20 protein-coding genes are annotated in these 23,405 nt (G+C 67.1%); 11 read left to right on the top strand and 9 right to left on the bottom strand.

Going from position 1 to position 23,405, the window contains the following annotated elements; all coding sequences use genetic code 11:
• Positions 1-128: 128 nt before the first annotated feature.
• Positions 129-2,657 carry a TonB-dependent receptor gene (locus ACR9FL_RS12040; RefSeq protein ID WP_436355755.1) on the bottom strand — a complete coding sequence of 843 codons (2,529 nt, stop codon included), beginning with the start codon at positions 2,655-2,657 and terminating at the stop codon, positions 129-131.
• A gap of 199 nt (positions 2,658-2,856) precedes the next feature.
• Complete coding sequence (locus tag ACR9FL_RS12035) at positions 2,857-4,932, bottom strand: TonB-dependent receptor domain-containing protein (RefSeq protein ID WP_436355754.1); 2,076 nt, start codon at positions 4,930-4,932, stop codon at positions 2,857-2,859.
• Positions 4,933-5,061: 129 nt separating this feature from the next.
• Between ACR9FL_RS12035 and ACR9FL_RS12030 the strand changes: the two genes are divergently transcribed.
• Both ACR9FL_RS12030 and ACR9FL_RS12025 read left to right on the top strand, forming a co-directional pair.
• Entirely contained in the window at positions 5,062-5,919 is an 858-nt protein-coding gene (locus tag ACR9FL_RS12030) for a DUF4232 domain-containing protein (protein ID WP_436355753.1), read from the top strand.
• A gap of 45 nt (positions 5,920-5,964) precedes the next feature.
• The gene (locus ACR9FL_RS12025; protein ID WP_296175529.1) at positions 5,965-7,167 is read left to right on the top strand and encodes a glycine C-acetyltransferase; all 1,203 of its coding nucleotides are present in this window, start codon (positions 5,965-5,967) and stop codon (positions 7,165-7,167) included.
• Positions 7,168-7,179: 12 nt separating this feature from the next.
• Here the strand turns inward: ACR9FL_RS12025 and ACR9FL_RS12020 are convergent, their stop codons facing one another.
• Positions 7,180-7,830, bottom strand: a complete 651-nt coding sequence (locus ACR9FL_RS12020) for an exosortase H-associated membrane protein (protein WP_436355751.1) — start codon at positions 7,828-7,830, stop codon at positions 7,180-7,182.
• Positions 7,830-8,372 carry an exosortase H gene (gene xrtH / locus ACR9FL_RS12015; protein ID WP_296175526.1) on the bottom strand — a complete coding sequence of 181 codons (543 nt, stop codon included), beginning with the start codon at positions 8,370-8,372 and terminating at the stop codon, positions 7,830-7,832. The genes ACR9FL_RS12020 and xrtH overlap by 1 nt, the downstream gene beginning before the upstream one ends.
• 215 nt (positions 8,373-8,587) lie before the next feature.
• Here xrtH and tdh point away from each other — a divergent pair, with 215 nt between their 5' ends.
• A complete protein-coding gene (tdh, locus tag ACR9FL_RS12010; protein WP_436355750.1) occupies positions 8,588-9,634 on the top strand; it encodes an L-threonine 3-dehydrogenase in 1,047 nt (348 codons plus the stop codon).
• 61 nt (positions 9,635-9,695) lie between these two features.
• Here the strand turns inward: tdh and ACR9FL_RS12005 are convergent, their stop codons facing one another.
• Positions 9,696-10,100: a hypothetical protein gene (locus ACR9FL_RS12005; RefSeq protein ID WP_296175522.1), complete on the bottom strand. Its 405-nt coding sequence runs from the start codon at positions 10,098-10,100 to the stop codon at positions 9,696-9,698.
• Positions 10,101-10,240: 140 nt separating this feature from the next.
• On the opposite strand from ACR9FL_RS12005, the gene rlmJ reads away from it, so the two are divergent.
• Positions 10,241-11,062 (top strand): 23S rRNA (adenine(2030)-N(6))-methyltransferase RlmJ, encoded by an 822-nt coding sequence (gene rlmJ, locus ACR9FL_RS12000; protein WP_436355749.1) that lies wholly within the window; start codon positions 10,241-10,243, stop codon positions 11,060-11,062.
• A gap of 341 nt (positions 11,063-11,403) precedes the next feature.
• Here the strand turns inward: rlmJ and ACR9FL_RS11995 are convergent, their stop codons facing one another.
• Positions 11,404-11,721: an antibiotic biosynthesis monooxygenase family protein gene (locus ACR9FL_RS11995; protein WP_436355748.1), complete on the bottom strand. Its 318-nt coding sequence runs from the start codon at positions 11,719-11,721 to the stop codon at positions 11,404-11,406.
• Between the two features lie 83 nt (positions 11,722-11,804).
• Between ACR9FL_RS11995 and ACR9FL_RS11990 the strand changes: the two genes are divergently transcribed.
• Positions 11,805-12,536, top strand: coding sequence for a type 1 glutamine amidotransferase (locus ACR9FL_RS11990; protein WP_436355747.1), 732 nt, complete (start codon positions 11,805-11,807; stop codon positions 12,534-12,536).
• Between the two features lie 82 nt (positions 12,537-12,618).
• Positions 12,619-15,108 carry an ATP-binding protein gene (locus ACR9FL_RS11985; protein WP_436355745.1) on the top strand — a complete coding sequence of 830 codons (2,490 nt, stop codon included), beginning with the start codon at positions 12,619-12,621 and terminating at the stop codon, positions 15,106-15,108.
• Between the two features lie 7 nt (positions 15,109-15,115).
• Here the strand turns inward: ACR9FL_RS11985 and hemF are convergent, their stop codons facing one another.
• On the bottom strand, positions 15,116-15,970 hold the full coding sequence (hemF, locus tag ACR9FL_RS11980; RefSeq protein ID WP_436358153.1) for an oxygen-dependent coproporphyrinogen oxidase: 855 nt from the start codon (positions 15,968-15,970) through the stop codon (positions 15,116-15,118).
• A 178-nt stretch (positions 15,971-16,148) separates the two neighbouring features.
• Here hemF and ACR9FL_RS11975 point away from each other — a divergent pair, with 178 nt between their 5' ends.
• Positions 16,149-17,426 carry a dipeptidase gene (locus ACR9FL_RS11975; RefSeq protein WP_436355744.1) on the top strand — a complete coding sequence of 426 codons (1,278 nt, stop codon included), beginning with the start codon at positions 16,149-16,151 and terminating at the stop codon, positions 17,424-17,426.
• A gap of 3 nt (positions 17,427-17,429) precedes the next feature.
• Here the strand turns inward: ACR9FL_RS11975 and ACR9FL_RS11970 are convergent, their stop codons facing one another.
• On the bottom strand, positions 17,430-18,077 hold the full coding sequence (locus ACR9FL_RS11970) for a DUF2726 domain-containing protein (RefSeq protein WP_296175509.1): 648 nt from the start codon (positions 18,075-18,077) through the stop codon (positions 17,430-17,432).
• A gap of 76 nt (positions 18,078-18,153) precedes the next feature.
• Positions 18,154-18,612, bottom strand: a complete 459-nt coding sequence (locus tag ACR9FL_RS11965) for a tRNA (cytidine(34)-2'-O)-methyltransferase (RefSeq protein ID WP_296175507.1) — start codon at positions 18,610-18,612, stop codon at positions 18,154-18,156.
• Positions 18,613-18,807: 195 nt separating this feature from the next.
• On the opposite strand from ACR9FL_RS11965, the gene petA reads away from it, so the two are divergent.
• The 4 genes from petA to ACR9FL_RS11945 all read left to right on the top strand — a co-directional run bounded on the left by petA (position 18,808) and on the right by ACR9FL_RS11945 (position 23,363).
• The gene (gene petA / locus ACR9FL_RS11960; protein ID WP_296175505.1) at positions 18,808-19,368 is read left to right on the top strand and encodes a ubiquinol-cytochrome c reductase iron-sulfur subunit; all 561 of its coding nucleotides are present in this window, start codon (positions 18,808-18,810) and stop codon (positions 19,366-19,368) included.
• A 17-nt stretch (positions 19,369-19,385) separates the two neighbouring features.
• Positions 19,386-20,684 carry a cytochrome b gene (locus ACR9FL_RS11955; protein ID WP_297934163.1) on the top strand — a complete coding sequence of 433 codons (1,299 nt, stop codon included), beginning with the start codon at positions 19,386-19,388 and terminating at the stop codon, positions 20,682-20,684.
• A 5-nt stretch (positions 20,685-20,689) separates the two neighbouring features.
• A complete protein-coding gene (locus tag ACR9FL_RS11950) occupies positions 20,690-21,565 on the top strand; it encodes a cytochrome c1 (RefSeq protein WP_105561851.1) in 876 nt (291 codons plus the stop codon).
• A 145-nt stretch (positions 21,566-21,710) separates the two neighbouring features.
• Complete coding sequence (locus tag ACR9FL_RS11945) at positions 21,711-23,363, top strand: M28 family metallopeptidase (RefSeq protein ID WP_436355743.1); 1,653 nt, start codon at positions 21,711-21,713, stop codon at positions 23,361-23,363.
• The last annotated feature ends 42 nt before the right edge of the window (positions 23,364-23,405 follow it).

Raw genomic sequence — 23,405 nt, 5'->3', positions numbered from 1 at the left:
TGTCTCCGCACTTCCGTCATCCTCGGACTTGATCCGAGGATCGGCCTATCCGCCTGGGCGACGTTGCCTAAGTCGAGTGCGCCGCCACGCTCGACCTTCGGGTCAAGCCCGAGGGGGACGGGGAGGGGTCAGAACAGGATCTTGCGCAGGCTGACCCGGAAGGTCCGGCCCAGCGGGTCCAGGTAGTCGGGCTGATAGGACAGGGGCGTTTCGCCCAGGCCGTTGCGCACGTCCATCTTCTGATCGAACAGGTTTTCGACCCCGAAGCTGACCCGCGCGCCCTTCAGCCATGGATATTTCGCCACCCAGGTCTGACGCGACGACAGGTCGGCGAACAGGTTCAGATTCACCGTCGTCAGGTCCGAGAAGGTCAGGTCGTCGGTCGAGTCCGTGCCCCCGCTGACCCGGGTGGATTCCTTCCAGTTGGCGTTCAGGAAGCCGCCCATGCCGCTCTTGAACAGGCCCATCTGGAGTTGGACCTCGTTGCGCGACTGTCCGCCGCGCGAGCCCGTAGCCGCGCCGTCCAGCAGGTCCAGCACCGGCAGGCCGTCGCGGATCGTGATCTCATCCTGGATGCGATAGGTGTGGTAGAGCGAGACGTTGAAACGGCCCTGACCGGGCTGCATCGCCGCGCCGCGATTGCCGCGACCCCCGCCGCCCATCTGCATCCGCATGCCGCCGCCGGGCGGAGGTCCGCCCGCGCCTGCGCCGCCACCCGGAGGGGGGCCGCCTTCGACGCGCATCGTGCCGCCGCCGCCCGGACCTCGTTGGCCCATGCGCGCCGCCGCCGCCGGATCAGGCTTGCCGAACGGGGTCGAGAAGTTCAGGCCCCAACGGATTTCCTGCTGCTCGGCCTTCTGGAAGTTCAGCGGACGGGCGTCGATGGACAACAGGTTGCCGTCCGTGTCGCGCGTGAAACGCTCGGGCAGGGCCGCTTCCAGTTCCGATGTGATGGTCGGGAAGGCGGCGATGGAGCCCTCGACCTCGGTGCGGCTGTAGTTGGCCGTCAGCCGCAGGTCCTTGTCCTTCAGCGGCGTGAAGTTGAAGCCCAGCTTGAGGATGCGCTTGGTTTCCTCGGACAGGCCCGCGTTGCCGCCCTCGATGCGGGTGATGTTGACCGACTGGCCGGTGGCGAAGTCATAGACCGGCACATTGGGCGTCGAGATGGTCGGGTCGTTCAACTGCGACATCGACGGGGCGTTCTGCTCGTCCGACCAACTGGCGGTGAAGCTGACGGGCGTCCACGGCGACCAGTTCAAACCCAGGGTGTAGGCTGACAGACCGCCAAAGTCGGACAGGTCCTGATAGGCCAGGTTCAGGTTGGCCGAGAGGTCGCCCAGCACGCCGAGAACCTCGCGGTCGCGGCTGGCGATGGGCAGGTTGAAATTGCCTGAGGCGCTGGTCCGGTCGCGCGACAGGGAGCGTTCGGAAAAGACGCCGGATCGCACGCTCTCGGAATCCAGCGACTGGGTGTCGAAGCCGACCTTGAAGGTCGAGGTCAGGGCGCCTGCGGGCGCCTCCCAGGCGGTGCCGTTGATGACGCCCTCGATATTGGCGTTGCTGGACACGGATCGAGCCGTGTCGAAGGGCAGGCGCGGCAACTGGCCGGCGTCGCCGAACGGATCGATGGTTCCGGCCGTCACCCCTGCCTGCAAGGCGTCCTGGTCCAGCCCGCGCCCGGTGCGGGTCTTGGTCTCGGTGCGGTCATAGCCGCCGGTCAGCGTCCAGCGCCAGTCGCCCAGATAGCCGTCGATCAAGGCCCCGACCTTGCCCTCCAGGGTGTCGGTGGTGCGCGACAGGGCGTCCGGCGCGTTCAGATAGAGGCCTTCCGCGATCGTGGACGGGGGCAGGGCCAGTTGGACGCTCGGCAGGCCTTGATAGGACAGCCGCGAGGTGTCCTCCAGGCTGGCGCTCAGCGTCAGGGCGGTGGTGTCGTTCAGATCGCGCACCACCGAGCCGGCCACCGACGCCTGTTCCTGCTTGGCCAGCAGGGTGCGGTAGTCGGTGGGATCGCCGTCCTCGCGCCGGATGTCGCGCTCAGTCTCGAACAGGGGGGTGTCGTTTTCGTACTCGAGGTCCAGCGTCGTGCGCTGCTTGCCGGCGATGCGCAGGATGTTGCTTTCCAGATCGCTGACCGTGCGGCCGCCCTCGTCCGGGCGACGGACGCTGGCCTGCATGGTCAGGGAGCGGAAGTTGGCCTTGAGGACGAAGTTAACCACCCGCTGGTCGGCGCTGTAGCCGTAGGAGAGGGCGGTTTCTTCCGGCAGGATCTCGGTGCGTTCGATGGCCTCGGGCGGGATGCCGCGGATTTCCTGGAAGCCCGAGATGCGCCGTCCATTGACCAGGAAGACCGGCGAGCCGCCGCGCGAGCTACGCGTCACCGGCTCCAGCAGGGTCATCAGCTCCTGGATGCTGCTGGCGCCATAGGCCTTGAGTTGTTCCTCATCCAGCACCAGTTCGGGCTCATAGTCGCCCAGCGCCGCACCGCGCCGCTTGGTCGAAACGGCCTGGATCTCGCCCAGGTCATAGGCTTCCTGATCCTCGATGGCCGGGACGGCGGGGGTCTGGGTCTGCGGCGCCGCGACGGGCGCTGTCGTCGCCGTGTCCGCATTGGGATCGAGCGAGGCAAGAGCAAGAAGCAGAACGACGGGCGACATGAGGAGTCCTGGCTAGACCGAAAGCTTAGGGCGTCGACCTGCTTGGAGACTGATGGTTGCCGAAAAATGGCGTCCGTGTCTCTGTCAGATTAACAGCCTGTAATGACGCGGAAATGTCACAGCAGGCTCGACAGTGATCTAACGAACGAAGGGGCGGCGTCCGTCGAACGCCGCCCCTTATTTTTCATCTCTGGCGAAATCAGAAGCGGGCGCGTACGCCCACGACCAGGTTCCGGCCCCGTTGCGGCGCGGTTTCCGCCAGGAAGGAGGCGTGGTTCAGCGCGAGCTCGTCCAGCAGATTGGTCCCGCGCAGGAAGACCTGCGACTTCACCCCCGCCAGAGCGACGTCATAGGCCACGGTGGCGTTGACCATGTTGTAGCCCGGCGTCTCGCTTTCGAAGGCGGCGATGTCGTTCTGCTTGAAGGTGCGGCTGTATTCGACGTCGCCCGACCAGGGGCCGGCGAAGGCCTCGGCGCGGAGGCCGAGGCGGGCGGCGGGGATGCGCGGCAGATTGCCGCCGTCGCCCTTCAGTTCGCCGCGCACATAGTCGCCGAAGACCGTGGCCGACAGCCAGGGCGTCAATTGCTGGCGCACCTCGCCTTCCACACCCGTGAAAGTCGCGTCGGCCTGACTGTACTGGATCAGGCGGAAGTCCTCGAATTGATCCAGGGTCCGGGCGAAGATGTAGTCGTCATAGACATAGTGATAGGCGCTGACCGAGGCCGTGGTGGACCCCGCCGTCTTGCGCAGGGTCAGTTCCAGGGCGTTGGCCGTTTCGACATCCAGACCGCTGTCGCCCATCTCATAGGTGTTGGTGGCCAGGTGGACGCCGTCGGCATACATCTCCTGCGCCGAGGGGGCGCGTTGCGAACGCGACAGCGAGACCGCGCCCGTCCAGCCGGGCATGAAGTGCCAGACGGCCGAGCCCGAGATCGAGAAGGGCTTGTGCTCCGTGTCGGCCAGACCCAGGGCCGAGGCCTCCTGCCACTCCTGACGCAGGGCGCCCTCGAAATGCCAGTCGCCCAGTTCGTATTCCTCCATCACGAACAGGCCGGTGTTCTTGGTCGTGCTGGGGGCCAGGAAGCTCTCCTCGCCGACGGCGGCGAAGTCGCTTTTGCTCAGTTGCAGGCCGACCACGCCTTTGAAGCCGGCGATCTCGCGATGCTGGGCCTCGATGCGGCCGTCATAACCCTCGTTGGTGAAGGTGGTCGAGACGACGCCTTCCTCCAACTCCTGATGCTGATAGTCGGTATAGCCGGCGCGCAGGCGGACATTCTCGATGCCGGGCAGGGGGGCGCGCAGCTCGCCGCGCAGATCGAAGCGGCGGCTCTTCAGCCGGACCTCGGGCACGCCGTGGTCGTGATCGTGCTCCTCGCCTTCCTCATGATCATGGTCGTCGTGGTCGTGATCATCGTGACCGCCGCAGTGCAGATGGTCACCGTGCGGGTGGCAGCCCTCGTACTCATGGGTGTGTCCGGCCAGGCCATAACGGCTGGTCTGTTCGGTATAGGCCGCGCCCAGATAGCCGCGCGAGCCGATGTATGAGGCGCCGAGCGTCGCGGTCGAGGTCTCGTTATAGGAGCCGTCCAGACGCGGTTCGTCCCAGTCGGGTACCTTGTAGTCGTCGGCCTTGCGCGCCGCCGCCTCGATGCGGACGGCGAAGTTTCCGGCGCCGACCGTGGCGCCGACCACGCCGGCTTCCTCGTTGTCGACCGAGCCGCGACGGTATTCGATCACGGCCTCGCCGCCGTTGGCCGGGACGCGCGTCGGGATCTTCTTGTCCAGCAGATTGACCGCCCCGCCGATGGCGCCGCCGCCATAGAGAAGGGCCGAGGGGCCGCGCAGGATCTCGATGCCTTCCAGCAGCAGGGGCTCGCCGGAAATAGCGTGGTCAGGCGAGACTTCCGAGGCGTCCATCAGGCCCGCGCCCTCGCTCAGGACCTTGACGCGCGGGGCGGCCTGACCGCGCACCACCGGGCGGCTGGCGCCGCCGCCGAAGGTGTCGGAGTTGACGCCGGGAATGCCGCTGAGGGTGTCGCCCAGAGTCGACTGGCGGCGATGAACCAGTTCGTCGCCGCTCAGCAGGGCGACGTGCGAGCCGACGTCGTCGCCGGCGCGACCCAGGGGCAGGGCGCGGACCACGACGTCGGCGATCTCGGTCGGCTCGTCCTGCTGCGCGGTCTGGATCACGTCGTCAGCGGCGAAGGCGGAAGTCGAAAGGGCGGCGGCCCCGGCGGCGGTCAGCAGGAAGGTTTGAAGTCGCAAGGCACGCATCCCCGTTACAATGTCGCGAACTTGATATGTTATAGTATATCACTACGCAACCGCTCCGCTCGATTTCTTTGCAAGCGGAGCCTTTGGCCGGGTGTAACGTTGGGATCGGACTCACTCAGAGAGACGCCCATGACCCGTTCCGCCGTTGCGCTGCTGTCCTGTCTTGGCCTGACCGTGGCCGCCTGTTCGCAGGAGGCGCCGCCCGCGCCGACGTCGCCGGTCGAAGCGCCGACGGCCCAGACCGCCGCAGCCGTCGGCTATGCCTGCGAGAGCGGCAAGACCATCGCGGTGACCTATCCCGACACGGAAACGGCGCGGGTGTCCTACGACGGACGCGACTACGTCCTGACCAGCGCGGTCTCAGCCAGCGGCGCGCGCTACGCCGGGCAGGGTCTGGAATGGTGGACCGCCAGCCGCAACGGCCAGGAAAGCGGGACGCTCAGCCGCCTGGGGCCGAACGATCAGGCGGGCGGGGCGGTGATCGAGCACTGCAGCCGCCCGGTCGCGGCCCTGGCTCCGGCGCCCGTCGGTCCCTGCACAGGCACGGACCTGAAGCTGTCGGTCGAGGGCGGCGACGCGGGCATGGGCAATCGCGTGACCACCCTGGGCTTGCAGAACACTGGGGCGCGGGCTTGCAGCCTGGGCGGCTACCCCAGTGTGACCCTGGCCGACGCGAGCGGCGGCGTCCTGACCACGGTCAGGGCGGTGCAGGAGCCGGGCAGCTATTTCGCCAAGGGGACGGCGCCGACGCCGTTTTCGCTGGAGCCTCAGGCCAAGGCCTTCTTCGATCTGGCCTGGAACGTCGTGCCGCATGAAGCCGAGGGCGAAAAGGTCTGCCCCGAGGCCAAGACCCTGCGTCTGACTCTGCCCGGCGACGCTGCTCAGATCAGTCTGCCCCTGACTCTGACGCCTTGCGGGCGCCAGGTGCGCGTCAGTCCCGTTCGTCCGGTCGCCGACGCCTCGGCGGGAACTGCCCCCGCGGCTTGAGATCGGGGGTTCAAACGGACCGGGATTCAGCGTAGCGGAGCAGACATGACCCAGGATACGAACATGGCCTTCTATGACCGAATCTCCGCCGAACTGGCTGACATCGACGCCCAGGGCCTGACCAAGCCCGAGCGCGTCATCGCCTCGCGTCAGGGGCCGGTGATTTCGGTGAACGGCCGCGAGGTCCTGAACTTCTGCGCCAACAACTATCTGGGCCTCGCCGGCGACGAGCGCGTCACCCAGGCCGGCATCAGGGCGCAGCAGAAGTGGGGCGCGGGCACGGCCTCGGTCCGCTTCATCTGCGGCACCCTGGAAATCCACAAGGAACTGGAACGCGCCATCGCCGACTATCTCGGCTTTGAGGACACCATCCTGTTCGCCGCCGCCTTTGACGCCAACGGCGGCATCTTCGAGCCCCTGTTCGGCGCCGAGGACGCCATCGTTTCGGACAGCCTGAACCACGCCTCGATCATCGACGGCGTGCGCCTGTGCAAGGCCAAGCGTTATCGCTTCGCCACCTCGGACATGGCCGATCTGGAGGCCCAGCTGAAGCAGGCTCGGGCCGACGGCGCGCGCGAGATCATCATCGCCACCGACGGCGCCTTCTCGATGGACGGCTACATCGCCAGGCTGAAGGACATCCGCGCCCTGGCTGACCAGTACGGCGCCCTGATCATGGTCGACGATTGCCACGCCACCGGCTTCCTGGGCGACAAGGGGCGTGGCTCCTACGCCTGGAACGAGGTCGAGGTGGACTTCGTCACCGGCACCTTCGGCAAGGCCCTGGGCGGCGCCATGGGCGGCTTCATCTGCGCCAAGTCGAACGTGGTGGCCCTGCTGAAGCAGCGGGCGCGGCCCTACCTCTTCTCCAACGCCCTGGCGCCCGCCGTCTGCGGCTCGTCGCTGGAGGCCATCCGCATCGCCGCGGGCGAGGAGGGCGACGCCCTGCGCGCCCAGTTGTTCGCCAACGCCGCGCGCTTCCGCTCGGCCATGACTGAGGCGGGCTTCACCCTGCAACCGGGCGAGCACCCCATCATCCCCGTCATGCTGGGTGACGCCAAGCTGGCGCAGGACATGGCGGCGCGGATGCTGGAACTGGGCGTCTATGTGATCGGCTTCAGTTTCCCGGTGGTGCCGCGCGGCCAGGCGCGCATCCGCACCCAGATGTCGGCGGCCCATACGTTTGAGCAGATCGACGCGGCCGTGGCCGCCTTCACCCAGGCAGGCAAGGAGCTGGGGGTCATCTGACCCCCTGCACACTTACGACTTCAGAGTGTCGTCGGCCATGACAACCGACCGGCCTGCCGGATTGAGCGCGCCCCACAGCACGACGGCGGCGACCAGCGGCGCCACCGACATGCCGATGTAGCGGCCGATGATGGCGATCTGGGCCACGACGGCGGGCAGGGGCGGTTGATCCAGCGCCTGCCGCACGCCGGCGCTCGGCGGAGCCAGGGCGGGGTTCAACTGCGCCGCCAGATCGCCCCAGATCAGCGACGTCACCGATAGGATGAATAGCAGGGTCAGGGCCGCGACCGCGATGACTGCCGCCCGGATCGGGCGCGGCGTGCGCGGAGGCGCGGTCAGGAAGGCCAGGGCCAGGGGGAAGCCCAGCAACAGCCGCCGCAACGCCGACTGAGTCACCTCATAGGTCGTGGGAACGCCGCCGCTGGTCAGGCGGGTGCCGACGCTCCAGCCCCCGTCGGCGGACACGCCGACCTCGCCGGTCAGCCCGAACAGACGGAAGACCAGTCCGGCCAGCGGCCGCAGACCCATCGCGGCCAGATCCGCGCCCCAAAGCCACCAGGGCGGCAGCAGCAGGATGAACATCCCCAGGGACCACAGGCCGAAGCGGCGGCGCGCGGTCTCTTCCGGCGTCCTGGCGCCGAGGGTTTCAAACCAGCGGGCCATCAGGCGGCCTCCTCGGCGGCGGGCTTGGAGGACTTGCCAGGCTGGCGGCTTTGCCAGCGGGTCCAGAAGAAGAAGACCAGCAGGCCTTCCAGCCCGATCATCGCGTCCCAGACATAGTGGTGGAAGAACTCGAACATCGATTCCGACCCGCGCGACAGATAGAGCAGGCTGATGATCCGCAGCAGGTTGACCAGTTGCAGGGCGATCACGCCGACCGCCGCGCCGATCAAGCCGTCGCGCAGACGGCCCGGGAAGGCCAGGATGGCGGCGATCAACAGGGCGCAGACCTCGACCGCATTACAGCCGGCCAGAACCTGAACCGCGCCATGCCCGTCGGAAAAGCGCAGGATGTCGCCCTGAGCCAGGACCCGGCTGTCGAACGGCGCCAGCACCAGGGCGCAGATGTCGACCAGCAACTGGGTGAAGGGCTGGACGAACAGCCGCTCGGCCCAGGGCGTCGCCAGGACGCTGAAGAGGGTGATGGCCAGTAGGGCGAAAAGGCCCAGATACTGCACGGCGGGGGATTTGAAGAAGCGCGGCATGGGCTGGCGAAACGTCCACTATCGGGGCCGCCGGGCAGGGGCCAGCGTCTGGAAGCTTTGTCGCTAGCTGATTCACGGTTTCCCGCACAGCTCTATCCGTCTCAGTGTTATGCGACGGATTGGCGGGCGGGGCTGACGGAAGTTTTCGCCGGGACCGCTTGCGATCCCGGCCAAGGCGGCCTAGCGGCTGCATCCAAGCAACGGGAGCACCCACCATGACCGACACCATGAAGGCCTTGGCCAAGACCAAACCGGCCGAAGGGCTGGAACTGATCGACGCCCCCATCCCCGTCGCGGGCGACGAGGACGTGCTGATCAAGGTGCACCGCACCGCCGTCTGCGGCACCGACATCCACATCTGGAACTGGGACGAGTGGTCCCGCAAGAACGTGCCGGTCCCGATGATCACCGGCCACGAGTTCGCCGGCGAGATCGTCGCCATCGGCAAGGATGTGGATCGTCGCCTCAAGGTCGGTCAGCGCGTCTCGGCCGAGGGTCACGTCATCGACCTGAACTCCGAAGCGGCCCGCGCCGGTCACTTCCACCTGGACCCCGATACGCGCGGCATCGGCGTGAACCGTCAGGGCGCCTTCGCCGAGTTCGTGGTGGCCCCGGCCTTCAACGTCATCGAGCTGCCCGACGACGTCCCCTATGAGATCGGTTCGATCCTGGACCCGTTCGGCAACGCCGTGCACACGGCCCAGCAGTTCGACCTGCTGGGCGAGGACGTCCTGGTCACGGGCGCCGGCCCCATCGGCATGATGGCCGCTGCGGTCGCCCGTCACGCAGGCGCTCGCACCGTGGTCCTGACCGATATCAATGACTTCCGCCTGGAACTTGCGCAAAAGGTTGCGCCGGGCGTGCGCACGGTCAACACCACCAAGGAAGACCTGCGCGACGTCATGCACGAGCTGGGCCTGAAGGTCGGCTTCGACGTGGCGCTGGAGATGTCGGGTTCGCCCATCGCCTTCAAGCAGTGCGTCGACACTTTGATCATGGGCGGCGGCATGGCCCTGCTGGGCATTCCGTCCAAGCCGATGGAGACGGACTGGGGCGCGATCATCCTGAAGGCCCTGACCATCAAGGGCGTCTATGGGCGTGAGATGTTCACCACCTGGCGCAAGATGCTGGGCCTGCTGAAGGCGGGTCTGGACCTGACCCCCCTGATCACCCATCAGATGCCCTATCAGGACTTCCAGCAGGGCTTTGAGGCCATGAAGTCCGGCCAGTCGGGCAAGGTCGTCCTGAACTGGGCCGACTGAGGCTTCTGACGACGCCGTAAAAAACAGGCCCCCTGACCGCAAGGCAGGGGGCCTTGTCGTATCAGGCGAGGGCCGCGCGCGGGCCGGTCGCGCGGAAGACCACCGCCACGAAGAGGATCATCGACAGAAGGGTCAGGCTTGGCCCGACGATCAGGCCCAGGTTGGCCGCCGCCTGCAGACCCGCGCCGCCCAGCAGCTTGGCCGCCAGCGCCGGCATGAAGATCAGCAGGCCGATCAGCGCCACCCAGAAGTGGGTCTGCGGCAGCCAGCCCTGAGCGGCGCTCGGCTGGACCCGGTAAAACAGGCCGTAGAGGGCCATGGACACCCATCCCAGCAGGTTGATGTGGGCGTGGACCGGCGCCGCCGCGAACTGCTCGGTCGCCCCCATCCAGTAGCCCAAACTCATGCCGACCAGGGCGAACAGGACCGCCAGTCGGAGGAAGCGGTTGGAGAGGCGATAGTCCATCGACATGTCCTCAGGTGAGCGCGGGACTGCGCGAGGGCGGCCAATGACGCATAACGATGGTGTGTCAAAATGAAACAAGCGTCATTTCTGAGCGCAGGTCGGCTCTTGACCGCAGGCTCGGACCGGGGGACGGAGCGGGCATGAATTATCGCCACAGCTTTCACGCCGGAAACTTCGCGGACCTGGTCAAGCACGCCCTGGTGCTGTGGCTGCTGAAGGAGCGGCAAGAGCGAGGGCCGGTCACGGTCATCGACACACATGCGGGCGCGGGCCTCTATGATCTGTCGGGCGACGGCGCGCGGTCGAGAGAGGCCGAGGCGGGCGTGGCGCGGCTGATGACCGCCGAGGACCGGCCGCCGCTGATCGAGGCCCTGGCGGCCGAGGTCGCGGCGCTGAACCCCGACGGCGGCGCGCGCTTCTATCCGGGCTCGCCGCTGCTGATCGCGCGGGCGCTGAAGGACGGCGACCGCTACCTGGGCTTCGAGTTCCATCCGCCGGTTCAAGAAATGCTGGCCGAGGCCCTGGCCGACCAGCCCGCCGCCGAAGGGCGCGCGGGCGACGGCTATGTCGAGGCGCTGAAGGCGGCCAGGGCGACCAAGGGGCCGCTGGTCCTGATCGACCCGCCGTTCGAGCGGCCCGACGACTATGTGCGTTCGGCCGAGAGCGCCGCGGCCATCCTGCGCCACGACCGCACGGCGACGGTGGCGGTCTGGACGCCGCTGAAGGACATGGAGACCTTCGACGGCTTCATCCGCCGTCTGGAGGAGGCCAGGGTCGGTCGGGTGCTGGTGGCCGAGGCCCGTCTGCGGCCGCTGAACAATCCGATGAAGATGAACGGCTGCACCATGACGGTGGTCAATCCGCCCTCGGGCGCCGAGGCGGCGGCGGCTGAAATCTGCGGCTGGGTGGCGACGACCCTGGGCGAGGCCGGGGCGCGAGCCGAGGTTTGGCGCGCGGGTTGACGTCGTGGATTGCACTGCGATCCGAAAAAACGGAGCGCTTGCCTTGTCCGCCGTCATCCTCGGGCTTGACCCGAGGATCGGGCTATCCGTCTGCGCGACGTCGGCATGGTCGAGCGCGCCCGATCCTTCGATCCTCGGGTCAAGCCCGAGGATGACGGCAGGTAGGGCGATGTGCGGCGGCTGAGGGCCGAGGGGGTAGGTTTGCGACGGTGTGAAAGAGCCCCGTCAGCATGGCACGGTCGGGCGCCGAGTCGTGAGAAAGGCCGCGAGAGACCTTCAATCCCAATGAAACATGGGAAGTGGCGCGGTCTGATAGGCGAGGAAGGTCGGTCAGGGGTCGGTCAGGCCTCGACGACCTCGCCGGGTTCGTAGAGGTGGGGCTCGAAGGTGGCGAGGGCCAGGATGGGCTCCATCGCCGCCACCACCTGGGGATGGCGGGTCATGATCTTCCAGTCCGTGGCGCTGCTCCAGACCGCATGATTGGCGACGACGCGCCCGTTCAGGCCGCGATGCAGGGTGCCGGAGACAAAGCCGGGCAGGGCGCGCTGCACCTGGGCCAGGGCCGCCAGATGCTCGATCAGCTCCTCCTGACGCCGGGCGTCGCACTTGAAGATATTGATCAGGACGACGGGGGAATCGGCGGTCGCGTCGGCGGTCATGTAGGGCGGCCTCGTTGCAATCGCCCGACTTCTACCCCAATCCAGAGACAGACGCTTCCTTCTCCCCGCTGGAAAACGCCGAAATGACCCGTATCGCCATTCTGGAAACCGGCCACCCGCCCGAGCATCTGCGGGACGCCTTCGACGACTATCCCGCTCGCTTCCGCTATCTGCTGGGCGAGAACGTGCCGACGACGCGGTTCGACGTGCAGTCGGGGCACCTGCCGGAAGACCCCTCGGTCTATACGGGCGTTATCGTCACCGGCTCGGCGGCGGGTGTCTATGACGACCTGCCGTGGATTTCGCCTCTGGTGGACTGGCTGAGGGCGGCGCGGGGCAAGACGCGCCTGCTGGGCATCTGCTTCGGCCATCAGGTCATCGCCCACGCCTTTGGCGGCAAGGTCGAGAAGTCGCACAAGGGCTGGGGCGTCGGCCTGCATCGCTATGACGTGGTCAGCCATGAGCCGTGGATGCATCCGCGCGCCCGCACCATCGCCATTCCGGTGTCGCACCAGGATCAGGTGGTGGCGGTGGCGCCGGATACGCGAGTGATCGCCTCGTGCGACTTCACCCCCTACGCCGGTCTGGCCTGGGGCGAGGACGCGATCAGTTTCCAGTGCCATCCCGAGTTCCAGCCCGCCTACGCCGCCGCCCTGATCGAGGGACGGCGCGGCGACCGCATTCCGCATGATCTGGCGGACGAGGCCCTGCTGAGCCTGGAGGGCGCCAATGACCGGGCCGTGCTGACGGCCTGGATACGCGCCTATCTGCTGCTGACGCCGCCGCCGGTGGAGGCGGACGGCAGCGGCATCTGATCACGAGGTTCGCGCGTTCCCCGAACGCTAAACCTTGCGCAACTTCTGGCGTGCCATTCTGAGGCGTCAGTCTGGAAGTGATATGTCGCCAATCAAAGCTGCGGTCCTCGCGATCGCCATCCTGCTGTCGCCGAGCCTGGCTCTGGCGCAGGCGCCGGCACCGTCGGACGATCTGCTGCGAGCGGTGGAGACGCGGGCGGGAGGGAGCAGCTTTGCTGAGCTGGAAGCCTTCGGCGAGGCCGCCTACAGGCGTCACGACCGGGAGGGCCTGAACCGTCTCTATCACGTCGTCTGGATCATGCAGAACCAAGGCGAGTTCGAGAAGGCCGCCTTCTGGAACAAGCGCCTGGAGGCGAAAGCTCGCGCTCAGCGTGATCGACGCTATATCCAGATCGCGCAGTTGAACGACCTGACGGCGCGCTATGATCAGGGCGATCTGGACGTCGCCGCCGAGATGAGCCGCATGACGACCGCCGGTGTCGACTGGTTCGTCCGAGCGCATGCCGCGCGGCTGACGGCTCTGACCCTGATCGACGAGGGACGCGTCGGCGAGGGGCTGAAGCTGCTGAGCCAGGCCGAGACCGATATTCCTGACAATGCCCCCTATGCCGCCACGGCCCACGGCGGCCTGTGGGAAATGACGGGCATGGGGTTGATGAAGCTGAATGATACGGTGGGGGCCACCATCGCCTTCCGCCGGTTCGAGATCGACTACACCAATCCGGATTATCCTCGGCCCGACTTCGACAGCCTCTACAACCTTACCAAGATGGCCATTCAGGTCGGGGACCTGACGCGGGCGCAGGCCTATTACGCCGCGCACCGTCGCCTGAGCCTGCGGACAGGGCTGGAGACGCTGCTCGTCTATGACGCGGGCCTGTGCGCTCAGGTGGCCAGCGCCAGGGACGAGCCGCTGGAGGTGCTGTCCTGCCTGGCGCCCTATGGCGAGGACATGGGATCGGCGGCCTTTGTTCTGCTGGACATCCTGCCCCTGCGCGCGGTGGCGCGGGCGCGGACGGGGGATGTGGACGGCGCGAGGCGTGACCTTGAGCGGTTGCGGGCCTTGAGCGTCGACGGCGGGGCGGATTCGGCCGTGGGGCTGGTCGAGGCGGAAATCCTGTTCGCTTCGGGACGCGCCGAGGAGGCCTTTACGGTTCTGCGCACCTATCAGCGGGATCGTGACGTTCAGGGCGCTCAACGGTTCAGCGCCGGCATCCGCCAGGTCACTGGCGACATTCAGGAACAGCTGGATCGCCGCCGCCAGCAACTGGAGACCGCGCGCGCCAACACCGAGCTGCAGCGCACGGTCATCCGCTGGCAGAACTGGATCGTCGGCATCGGCGTGGTCTTCATGCTGTCGGCCTTGTTGACCCTGCTGTGGCAGTGGCGTCAGGCGGCGGAGCTGCGCAGCGCGCGCAGTCGCGCCGAGGAGGCCAGTCGGGCCAAGAGCGAGTTCCTGGCCAATATGAGCCATGAAATCCGCACCCCCCTGAACGGCGTGGTGGCCATGGCCGACGCCCTGGGCCAGCGCGACCTGAACGCCGACGAGCACGAGATGGTCGAGGTCATTCGTTCGTCCGGCGCCACGCTGGAGCGTCTGCTGTCCGACATCCTGGACAGCGCCCGAATCGAATCCGGCCAGGTCACGATCGAGACGGCGCCCTTCCATCTGGGGCGGGCGGTGCAGGACGTGGCGGCCCTGTGGCGCATTCCGGCCGAGGCCAAGGGCGTGGCGGTCGTGGCCCATGTCGATCCCGCGTTTGACCGCCTGGTCGAGGGCGACGCCGTGCGGGTGCGTCAGGTTCTGACCAACCTGGTCAGCAACGCGCTGAAGTTCACGACGGAAGGCGAGGTCAGCCTGACGGTCGCGCCGGGCGTGGAGGGCGACGTCCGCTTCGTCGTGGCCGACACCGGGGTCGGTTTCGACGAGGAGCAGAAGGCCCGCATCTTTGGCCGCTTTCAGCAGGCGGACGGCTCGATCACACGCCGCTTCGGCGGCACCGGTCTGGGCCTGGCCATCTCACGCGAGCTGGTCGAACTGATGGGCGGCTGGCTGGAGTGCGACAGTACGCCGGGGCAGGGCTCGCGCTTCTGGTTCGAGATTCCCCTGCGGTCGGCCGAGGCGGCCGTCGAGACCGCCGAGACGGTTCAGCCGGTCGGCGACGTGCGCGAGCAGCCGTTGCGGGTCCTGCTGGCCGACGACCATCCGGCCAATCGCAAGGTGGTCGAGATCATGCTGGGCGCGACGGCGATGGAGCTGGTTGCGGTCGAGGACGGGGCTCAGGCCCTGGACCTGTTCAAGCGCGAGGCCTTCGACCTGGTGCTGATGGACATGCAGATGCCGGTGATGGACGGCCTGACCGCCACCGCCGCCATCCGCACCTTCGAGGCGCAGGATGGCCGCGCCCGGACGCCGATCCTGATGCTGACCGCCAACGCCATGGCCGAACACGTCGAGGCGGGCCGGGCGGCGGGGGCGGACGGCCATCTGACCAAGCCGCTGACCCTGGCCGCTCTGTTCGACGGGATCGGGCGGGCGATGGCCGACAACGCCCGCGCCGAGGTCGCCTAGACCCTTATCAGGGCCACTTCACCACGGGCGGCATGGAGCTGAGGATCGACTCGACGTTGCCGCCGGTTTTCAGTCCGAACATGGTGCCGCGGTCGTAGAGCAGGTTGAACTCGACGTAGCGGCCGCGACGGATCAGCTGCTCCTCGCGCTCCTCGGGCGTCCAGGCCTCGATCATGCGGCCTGCGACGATCTTCGAATAGACATCGAGGAAGGCCTTGCCGACGTCCTGGGTGAAGGCGAAGTCGCGTTCCCAGTCGCCGCTGTCGTGATGGTCGTAGAAGATGCCGCCGGTGCCGCGCGGTTCGTTGCGATGCGGCAGGAAGAAGTATTCGTCGCACCACTGCTTGTACTTGGCATGCCATGACGGGTCGTGGGCGTCGCAGGCGCTCTTCATCGCAGCGTGGAAGGCCAGGGTGTCGGGGTGGTCGTCGCGACGGTCCGCGTCCAGCACAGGCGTCAGGTCGCCGCCGCCGCCGAACCAGGTCTTGGTGGTCGAGATCAGGCGGGTGTTCATGTGCACGGCCGGCACGCGCGGGCTGACCGGGTGGCAGATCAGGCTGATGCCGGTGGCGTAGAAGCGCGGGTCCTCCTCGGCGCCGGGCACGTTCTTGGCGTAGTCGGCGGGGAAGGTGCCGTGGACGGTCGAGCAGTGGACCCCGACCTTTTCGAACAGGCGGCCGTGCATCATGCCCATGACGCCGCCGCCGCCTTCCTTGCGGTCCCAGGGCGTGCGCACGAAGCGGCCGGCCTCGCCGGGGAAGAGGTCGGCGGGGGCGGCGTCTTCCAGGGCCTCGAAACCGGCGTGAATTTGATCGCGCAGGGTCTCGAACCAGACGCGGGCGCGCTCGCGATGCTCGACCATCAATGTGGGGGTCTCTTGGATCATCAGGGCTTCAACCATGACGGACGGCCTTTGTGAACAGGGCGGGATACGCGCTTCATGCGCCCGGCGGCGAAAGCGGGCCTTGATCCAGATCAGACCTAGTTCCCATAGGCCGCCGCCTGTGCCAGCGTGGCCGTTCAGTATTCAGGGGGAAACCATGATCCGCACCGCCTTGCTCGCCGCCGTATCGCTCGCCGTCCTGACCGGGCCCGCTCTGGCGCAAACCCCGGCCGGCGACAACGCCGCAGGGCAGGAGCGGGTGATGCAGATCCTGCGTCGCACCCCCCTGATCGACGGCCACAACGACCTACCCTGGGCTCTGCGTCAGGGCTTCGGCAACGACCCCTATCGCGTTGATCTGGCGACCAACCTGGCCGCGACGACGCGTCTGCATACCGACATTCCGCGTCTGCGCGCGGGCGGCGTGGGCGCTCAGTTCTGGTCCGTCTATGTCCCTGCCAGCCTGGAGCCGGTCGAGGCGGCCAAGGCCACCTTCGAGCAGATCGACACGGTCAAGCGCATCGCCGCGGCCTATCCGTCGGTGTTCGAGATCGCGACCACAGCCGATGACATCAGCCGCATCCACAAGGCCGGCCGCATCGCCAGCCTGATCGGCATGGAGGGCGGCTATTCGATCGACGATTCCCTGGGCCTGTTGCGCGAGTTCTATGATTCCGGCGCCCGCTACATGACGCTGACCCACTCCAGGACCACGACCTGGGCCGACAGCGCCACCGACGCGCCCAAGTGGGGCGGCCTGTCGCCCTTCGGCGAGCAGGTGGTCAAGGAGATGAACCGCATCGGCATGATGGTGGACCTGAGCCATGTCTCGGAAGAGACTATGACCGACGCCATCCGCGTCTCGACCGCCCCGGTCATCTTCTCGCACTCGTCGGCGCGGGCCGTGACGGGGCATCCGCGCAATGTGCCGGACGCCGTGCTGCGGCAGATGTCGGCCAACGGCGGCATCGTCATGGTGACCTTCGTGCCGGGCTTCATCAGCGAGCCGGTGCGCCAGTGGGGTGCCCTGCGCTCGGCCGAGCTTTCGCGCCTCTCGGCCCTGAACCAGGGCGCCCCCGATGCGGTCAAGACGGGCATCGACGCCTGGACCGCCGCCAACCCCGCTCCGCGCGCCTCGCTGGACGACGTGGTGGCGCACATTCAGCACGTGCGCGATGTGGCCGGCATCGACCACGTCGGCCTGGGGGGCGACTTCGACGGCGTCGACAGCCTGCCCGAGGGCGTGGAGAGCGTGGAGGCCTATCCGCGCATCCTGGCCGAGCTGATGCGTCGCGGCTGGACCGAGGCCGACATCCGCAAGATTTCCGGCGAGAACCTGCTGCGCACCATGCGCGCGGTCGAACGCGCCGCCACGGTCCAGCGCGGTGAGCGGCCGAACCTGGCGCAACTGCCGAACGACGGCGCGCCGGAGTAGGGATCAAACAGGCTGCGGCGCCGACGGCGTCTTCAGGCGAACCAGACGAGCGATCTCGAACGCGAGGTCCTCGTCTGAGTGATCTGGTTTCACTTCGATGAAATCGACACCGGCGCGTCGCAGCGCCTCTCGCTTGACTGCGTCGCGAGCAGCGGCGGCGCCCAGATAGTGGCCGGAGCCCTGGAACTCGACTGCCGCCAGCGGGTGTCCGTTATTGGCGATGACCAGCATATCGACGCGTTTGCTGTTCACGGCGGCGAAGGCCTTGGCGTCGGTCGAGGTCAGGACTTCGCCCAGAGACACCTGAGCCATCACGCGCCAGCCCATGCGATGACCGCGCAGCAGGCGTTCAATCTGCAGAAAGGCGCGAGCCTCGCTCCTGGACATCAGTCGCTTGGGCCGAAACTCGGCGTTCATGACGGTGGTGAGTTGTGCAGCGGGATCGGTTCGGTCGTTACGCGCTGTCGAGGCGTCAGGATTCACGAGCTTCATTCCCGCGCGCCACCGTCCCTTGCTTGAGGAACGGCGACCCCAACGGCTCTTAGCGCCGACTTTCAGTCCCGCCAGGAATCCCAGAAGTGCGACCAGGGCCAACAACAGCGGCTGGTTATCGGCTGATGTCAGTTCCTGCAGGAAGGCTTGCAAAGTCATGGTTCCGCTCGTGTGAGGGGACCAGTCTGCCATTCACCATTTGGCGTTCGGTGAATCGGCGTGGTTAAGGTCGGCCTTAGGCGCGCACCGGCAACTCGCCCAACTGCCTCAGGCCTTCCCACAGGGCGATGCCGGCGCTGACCGACAGGTTCAGCGAGCGCGTTTCCGGGCGGATGGGGATGAAGACCCGCGCGTCGGCGGCGGCGTGGACGTAGTCGGGCGCGCCAGAGCTTTCCTTGCCGAACAGCAAGACATCGTCGGGGCGGAACTCGAAATCGGGCAAGGGCGTGGCGCCCTTGGTGGTGAACAGCACCAGCCGCCCCGGCGCGCGGTCGCGCTGGAAGGCGTCCCAGTCGGCATGGCGGGTCATGTGGCTGAGCGGGCCGTAATCCAGGGCCGCGCGCTTCATGGCGCGGTCGTCGAAACGGAAGCCCGTGGGCTCGATGACGTGCAATTCGACGCCGAAACAGGCGCTCTGGCGGATGCAGGCGCCCACATTCTGCGGGATGTCAGGTTGAAAAAGGGCGAGACGCATTCTAAGGCCGTCATACGCGCGGGGCGGGGTCTTGTCGCGGTCTTTGTTGCGACCGTTTCGCAAGTTGTGTCAGCAACTTGCGTCGAATGCGGTAAAACAAGGGCCGCAGGCATCTTCTGCCGTTCCGCAGGGACGATCCATGCCGACGACCATCCCCCTTTTGGGGCGGGCGATCGGGAGTGCAGAGGTGAGAGCGTGGCCGAATCGGTCGTGAATGCTGAAGGGCCCGAGGGCCAACACGGGGGCGGCGACGCCACCCGCCGCGATTTCATCCACATCGCCGCCGGCGCCGCCGCGGTCGGTGCAGGCGTGATGGTGGCCTGGCCGCTGATCAACCAGATGAACCCCGCCGCCGACACCCTGGCCCTGGCGTCGATCGAATTCGATCTGACCAAGGTTCAGGAAGGCCAGCAGGTCGTCATCAAGTGGCAGGGCAAGCCGGTCTTCGTGCGTTACCGCACCCCGGCCGAGCTGAAGCGCGTCATCGCCGACGATCACGCCTCGGACCTGAAGGAACCCCAGACCGACGCCGAGCGCACCAAGCCCGGCCACGAGAAGTATCTCGTCGTCATCGGCTCCTGCACCCACCTGGGCTGCGTCCCGACCTTCGGCACGGGCGATTACGGCGGCTGGTTCTGCCCCTGCCACGGTTCGCACTACGACGCCTCGGGCCGTATTCGTAAGGGTCCGGCGCCCAAGAACCTGGTGGTGCCGAACTACGACTACGTGTCCGACACCCGCGTGAAGATCGGCTGAGGACGGACAGAGGACCCATGAGCGATCACGAATCCACCTACGTCCCGAAGACCGCCGTTGAGCGGTGGATGGACACCCGCCTGCCGATCATCCGTTTCGGCATGGACTACGCCAACCTGCCGACCCCCCGTAACCTGAACTACTGGTGGACCTTCGGCGGCATCCTGGCCCTGTGCCTGATGACGCAGATCATCACCGGCATCGTTCTGGCCATGCACTATACGCCGAACACGGCCCTGGCCTTCGCCTCGGTCGAGCGCATCATGCGCGACGTCAACGGCGGCTGGCTGATCCGCTATGTGCACGCCAACGGCGCGTCGATGTTCTTCATCGCCGTCTATCTGCACATGCTGCGCGGTCTCTATTACGGCTCCTACAAGGCGCCGCGCGAGATGATCTGGATCATCGGCTGCGTCATCTTCTTCCTGATGATCGCCACCGCCTTCCTGGGCTATGTCCTGCCCTGGGGTCAGATGTCCTTCTGGGGCGCTGAGGTCATCACCAACCTGATCGGCGCCATTCCGGTCATCGGCGAGCCGATCTTGATCTGGCTGCGCGGCGGCCCGGCGATCGACAACGCCACGCTGAACCGCTTCTTCTCGCTGCACTACCTGCTGCCGTTCGTCATCGCCGGCTGCGTGGTGCTGCACCTGTGGGCCCTGCACGCCGCCGGTCAGAACAACCCGGTCGGCATCCTGATCCCGAAGGACCGCCAGAAGAAGGACATGCTGCCCTTCCACCCGTACTTCACGGTCAAGGACGGCTTTGCGATCATCCTCTTCCTGATCCTGTTCTCGGTCTTCGTCTTCTATCAGCCGAACGCCCTGGGCCACGCCGACAACTACATCCCGGCCAACCCGCTGCAGACCCCGGCGCACATCGTGCCCGAATGGTACATGCTGCCCTTCTACGCCATCCTGCGCGCCATCCCCGACAAGTTCGGCGGCGTGGTGGCCATGTTCGGCGCCATCGGCGTGCTGTTCGTCCTGCCCTGGCTGGACACGTCCAAGGTGCGCTCGATGCGCTACCGCCCGACGATGCGCACCTGCTTCATCATCTTCCTGTTCGTCTGCTTCGGCCTCGGCTGGTGCGGTGGTCAGCTGCCGGACGCCCCGGTCGTTCCGGGCATGCCGAGCTTCAACCTGATCGACGGTCAGCTGAACTCCTACCTGTGGCTGACGCGTCTGTTCACGGCCTACTACTTCATCTTCTTCCTGGTGCTGATGCCGTTCCTCGGCCTGCGCGAGAAGCCGCTGCCGGTCCCGGCGACGATTTCCGAGCCGGTCCTGTCGGGCGACGCCGAGCAGAAGGGCTGAGCGCGATGATTTCCAACGAGAAGAAAACCGTGTCCTTCCGCAAGACCTTGGTCGTTCTGACGGCCGCCCTGGGCCTGGCCGCCACCGCCGCTCCGGCGCTGGCCGCTGGGGGCGCCAAGCATCCGCGTAGCGGCGGCTTCAGCTTCGAGGGGCCGTTCGGCACCTATGACCAGGGCCAGCTGCAGCGCGGCTACAAGGTCTACAAGGAAGTCTGCGCCTCGTGCCACGGCATGGAGCTGATGCACTTCCGTAACCTGGGCGACAAGCACGGGCCGTTCTGGAACCCGGAATACCCGAACCCGAACGACAACCCTGTCGTGAAGGCTCTGGCCAAGGAAGTTCAAGTCCCGGACATCGACAGCGAGACGGGCGAGGCGCTGATGCGCGACGCCACCACCGCCGACAAGTTCCCGTCGCCCTATCCGAACGCCACGGCGGCGGCCGCCGCCAACGGCGGCGCGGCTCCGCCGGACCTGTCGGTCATGGCGAAGGCTCGTCACGACGGCGCCAACTACATCTACTCGCTGCTGTCGGGTTACGGCACGCCGCCGGCGGGTCTGAAGATGACCTCGGCCCAGCACTACAACCCCTATATGGCGGGCGATCTGACCCCGTTCTGGGAAGGCGAGGGCCATGTGCCTCCGGGCGGCTTCATCGCCATGCCCGCGCCGTTGCGCGCCGGTCAGGTCACCTATGACGACGGCACCGAGGCCACGGTCGACCAGATGGCCAAGGACGTAGCCGCCTTCATCGCCTGGACCTCCGAGCCCAAGGCGACCGAGCGCAAGCAGATGGGCTTTGGCGTGATCATCTTCCTTCTGCTGTTCGCAGGGATCACCTACGCCAGCTACCGTCGCATCTGGAAGGGCGTCGCCCACTAAGGGCTTGGCTTCCAGACCCGAACGAGACGACCCGCCGGAGCGATCCGGCGGGTTTTTTCGTGCCCGGCGTCCAAAACGGCCGCATCGACTCGGCGGATTTCGCCCTCTAGGGTCCGGGCTCTTTATTGGTTGAGGGGCTTGTTCCATGCGTTTGATGTCGTCCGCCGCCGTCCTGTTGTTCGCCGCCGCCATGGCTTCGGGCGCGGTCGCCCAGACCGCGGCCCAGGCTCCTGACTTCGATGCGGGGCGCATCTCGAACGACATCAAGGTCCTGTCCGACGACAGCTTTGAAGGGCGCGGCATCGCCACCCCGGCCGAGCAGAAAGTCATCGACTATCTGAGCCAGCAGTATGCGGCGGCGGGGTTCGCGCCCGGCGGCGAGAACGGCGGCTGGACCCAGGCCGTGGGCCTGAACCGCTTCACCGTCTCCAACGTCAGCGGCCAGATCAAGGTCGGCGACTGGACCCAGCCGCTCGCCCAGGGGCAGCAGGCCACCATCACCACCCGCCTGCCCAGCGACGGCGTCGATCTGCGCGGCAAGCCCCTGGTCTTCGTCGGCTACGGCACGAACGCGCCCGAGCGGGGCTGGAACGACTTCAAGACCGACGTGCGCGGCAAGGTGATCGTGGTTCTGGTCAACGACGCCGATTTCGAGGAGCCGGCGTTGAACACCTTTGGCGGCGAGGCCATGACCTATTACGGTCGCTGGACCTACAAGTATGAAGAGGCGGCGCGGCAGGGGGCGGCGGGCGTGCTGATCGTCCACGAGACGCGCCCGGCCTCCTATGGCTGGACCACGGTGGCCAACTCCTGGTCCGTGCCGCAGTTCGACATCGTGCGCGCCAACCCCTCGGCCGAGCGCGTGCCGATGGAGGCCTGGATCCAGCGCGACGTGGCCGTGGACCTGTTCCGACACGCCGGCCTCGACTTCGAGCAGGAGAAGATCAAGGCCCGCAGCCGCGACTTCCAGCCGGTCGAACTGGCCGGCGCGACCATCGACGCCAAGTTCGACGTGAAGACCGACCAGATCACCACCCACAACGTGGTGGCCAAGCTGGAGGGGACGACCCACCCGAACGAGACCATTCTCTACACCGGTCACTGGGACCACATCGGCATGGGCGAGCCGGACGCCTCGGGCGACCGCATCTTCAACGGCGCGGTGGACAACGCCTCGGGCACAGCGGGCTTGCTGGAGCTGGCGCGTCAGTGGTCGAAGGGGCCGAAGCCGGAGCGCACCATCGTCATGATCAGCTTCACCGGCGAGGAAAGCGGCCTGCTGGGATCGGAATTCTATGCCGCCAATCCGCTGTACCCGCTGGAGACGACGGTGGCGGGCTTCAACCTGGATGCGACCAGCGTTCTGGGTCGAATGAGCAAGCTGGGCGTGACGGGCTATGGCCAGTCCGAGCTGGATGAGCGCGTCATCGCTCTGGCGGCGGCGCAGGGGCGCGGCTTCGAGGGTGATGCGGGCGCGGGCGCCGGCATCTACTTCCGTTCGGACCACTTCCCCCTGGCCAAGCGCGGCGTGCCGATGGGCTATCTGTCCTCGACCGGGGATTTCGTGGACGAACCGATCGCGCCGCGCGTGGCGGCGGCCGCCGAGTATCGCGCCAACCGTTATCACCAGGCCGCCGACGAGTGGGAGGCGAACTGGGACTATCGCGGCATGATCCAGGACCTCGAGGTGGTCTTTGACGCGGGTCAGGCCCTGGCCAACAGCCGGGACTGGCCCCAGTGGAAGCCGGGTTCGGAGTTCGGCCCGGCTCGCACGGTCAGCGACGCCCAGCGCAAATAGGTCGTCGCTGATCCGCCTTCGCGGAACATGACAAAAATGTAA

This window comes from Brevundimonas sp. CEF1 (genome assembly GCF_051353055.1).
In the GTDB taxonomy this organism is placed as follows: Bacteria; Pseudomonadota; Alphaproteobacteria; order Caulobacterales; family Caulobacteraceae; genus Brevundimonas.
Note: the sequence above shows the minus strand (reverse complement) of the source record. Positions and strands in the feature narration are given on the sequence as shown.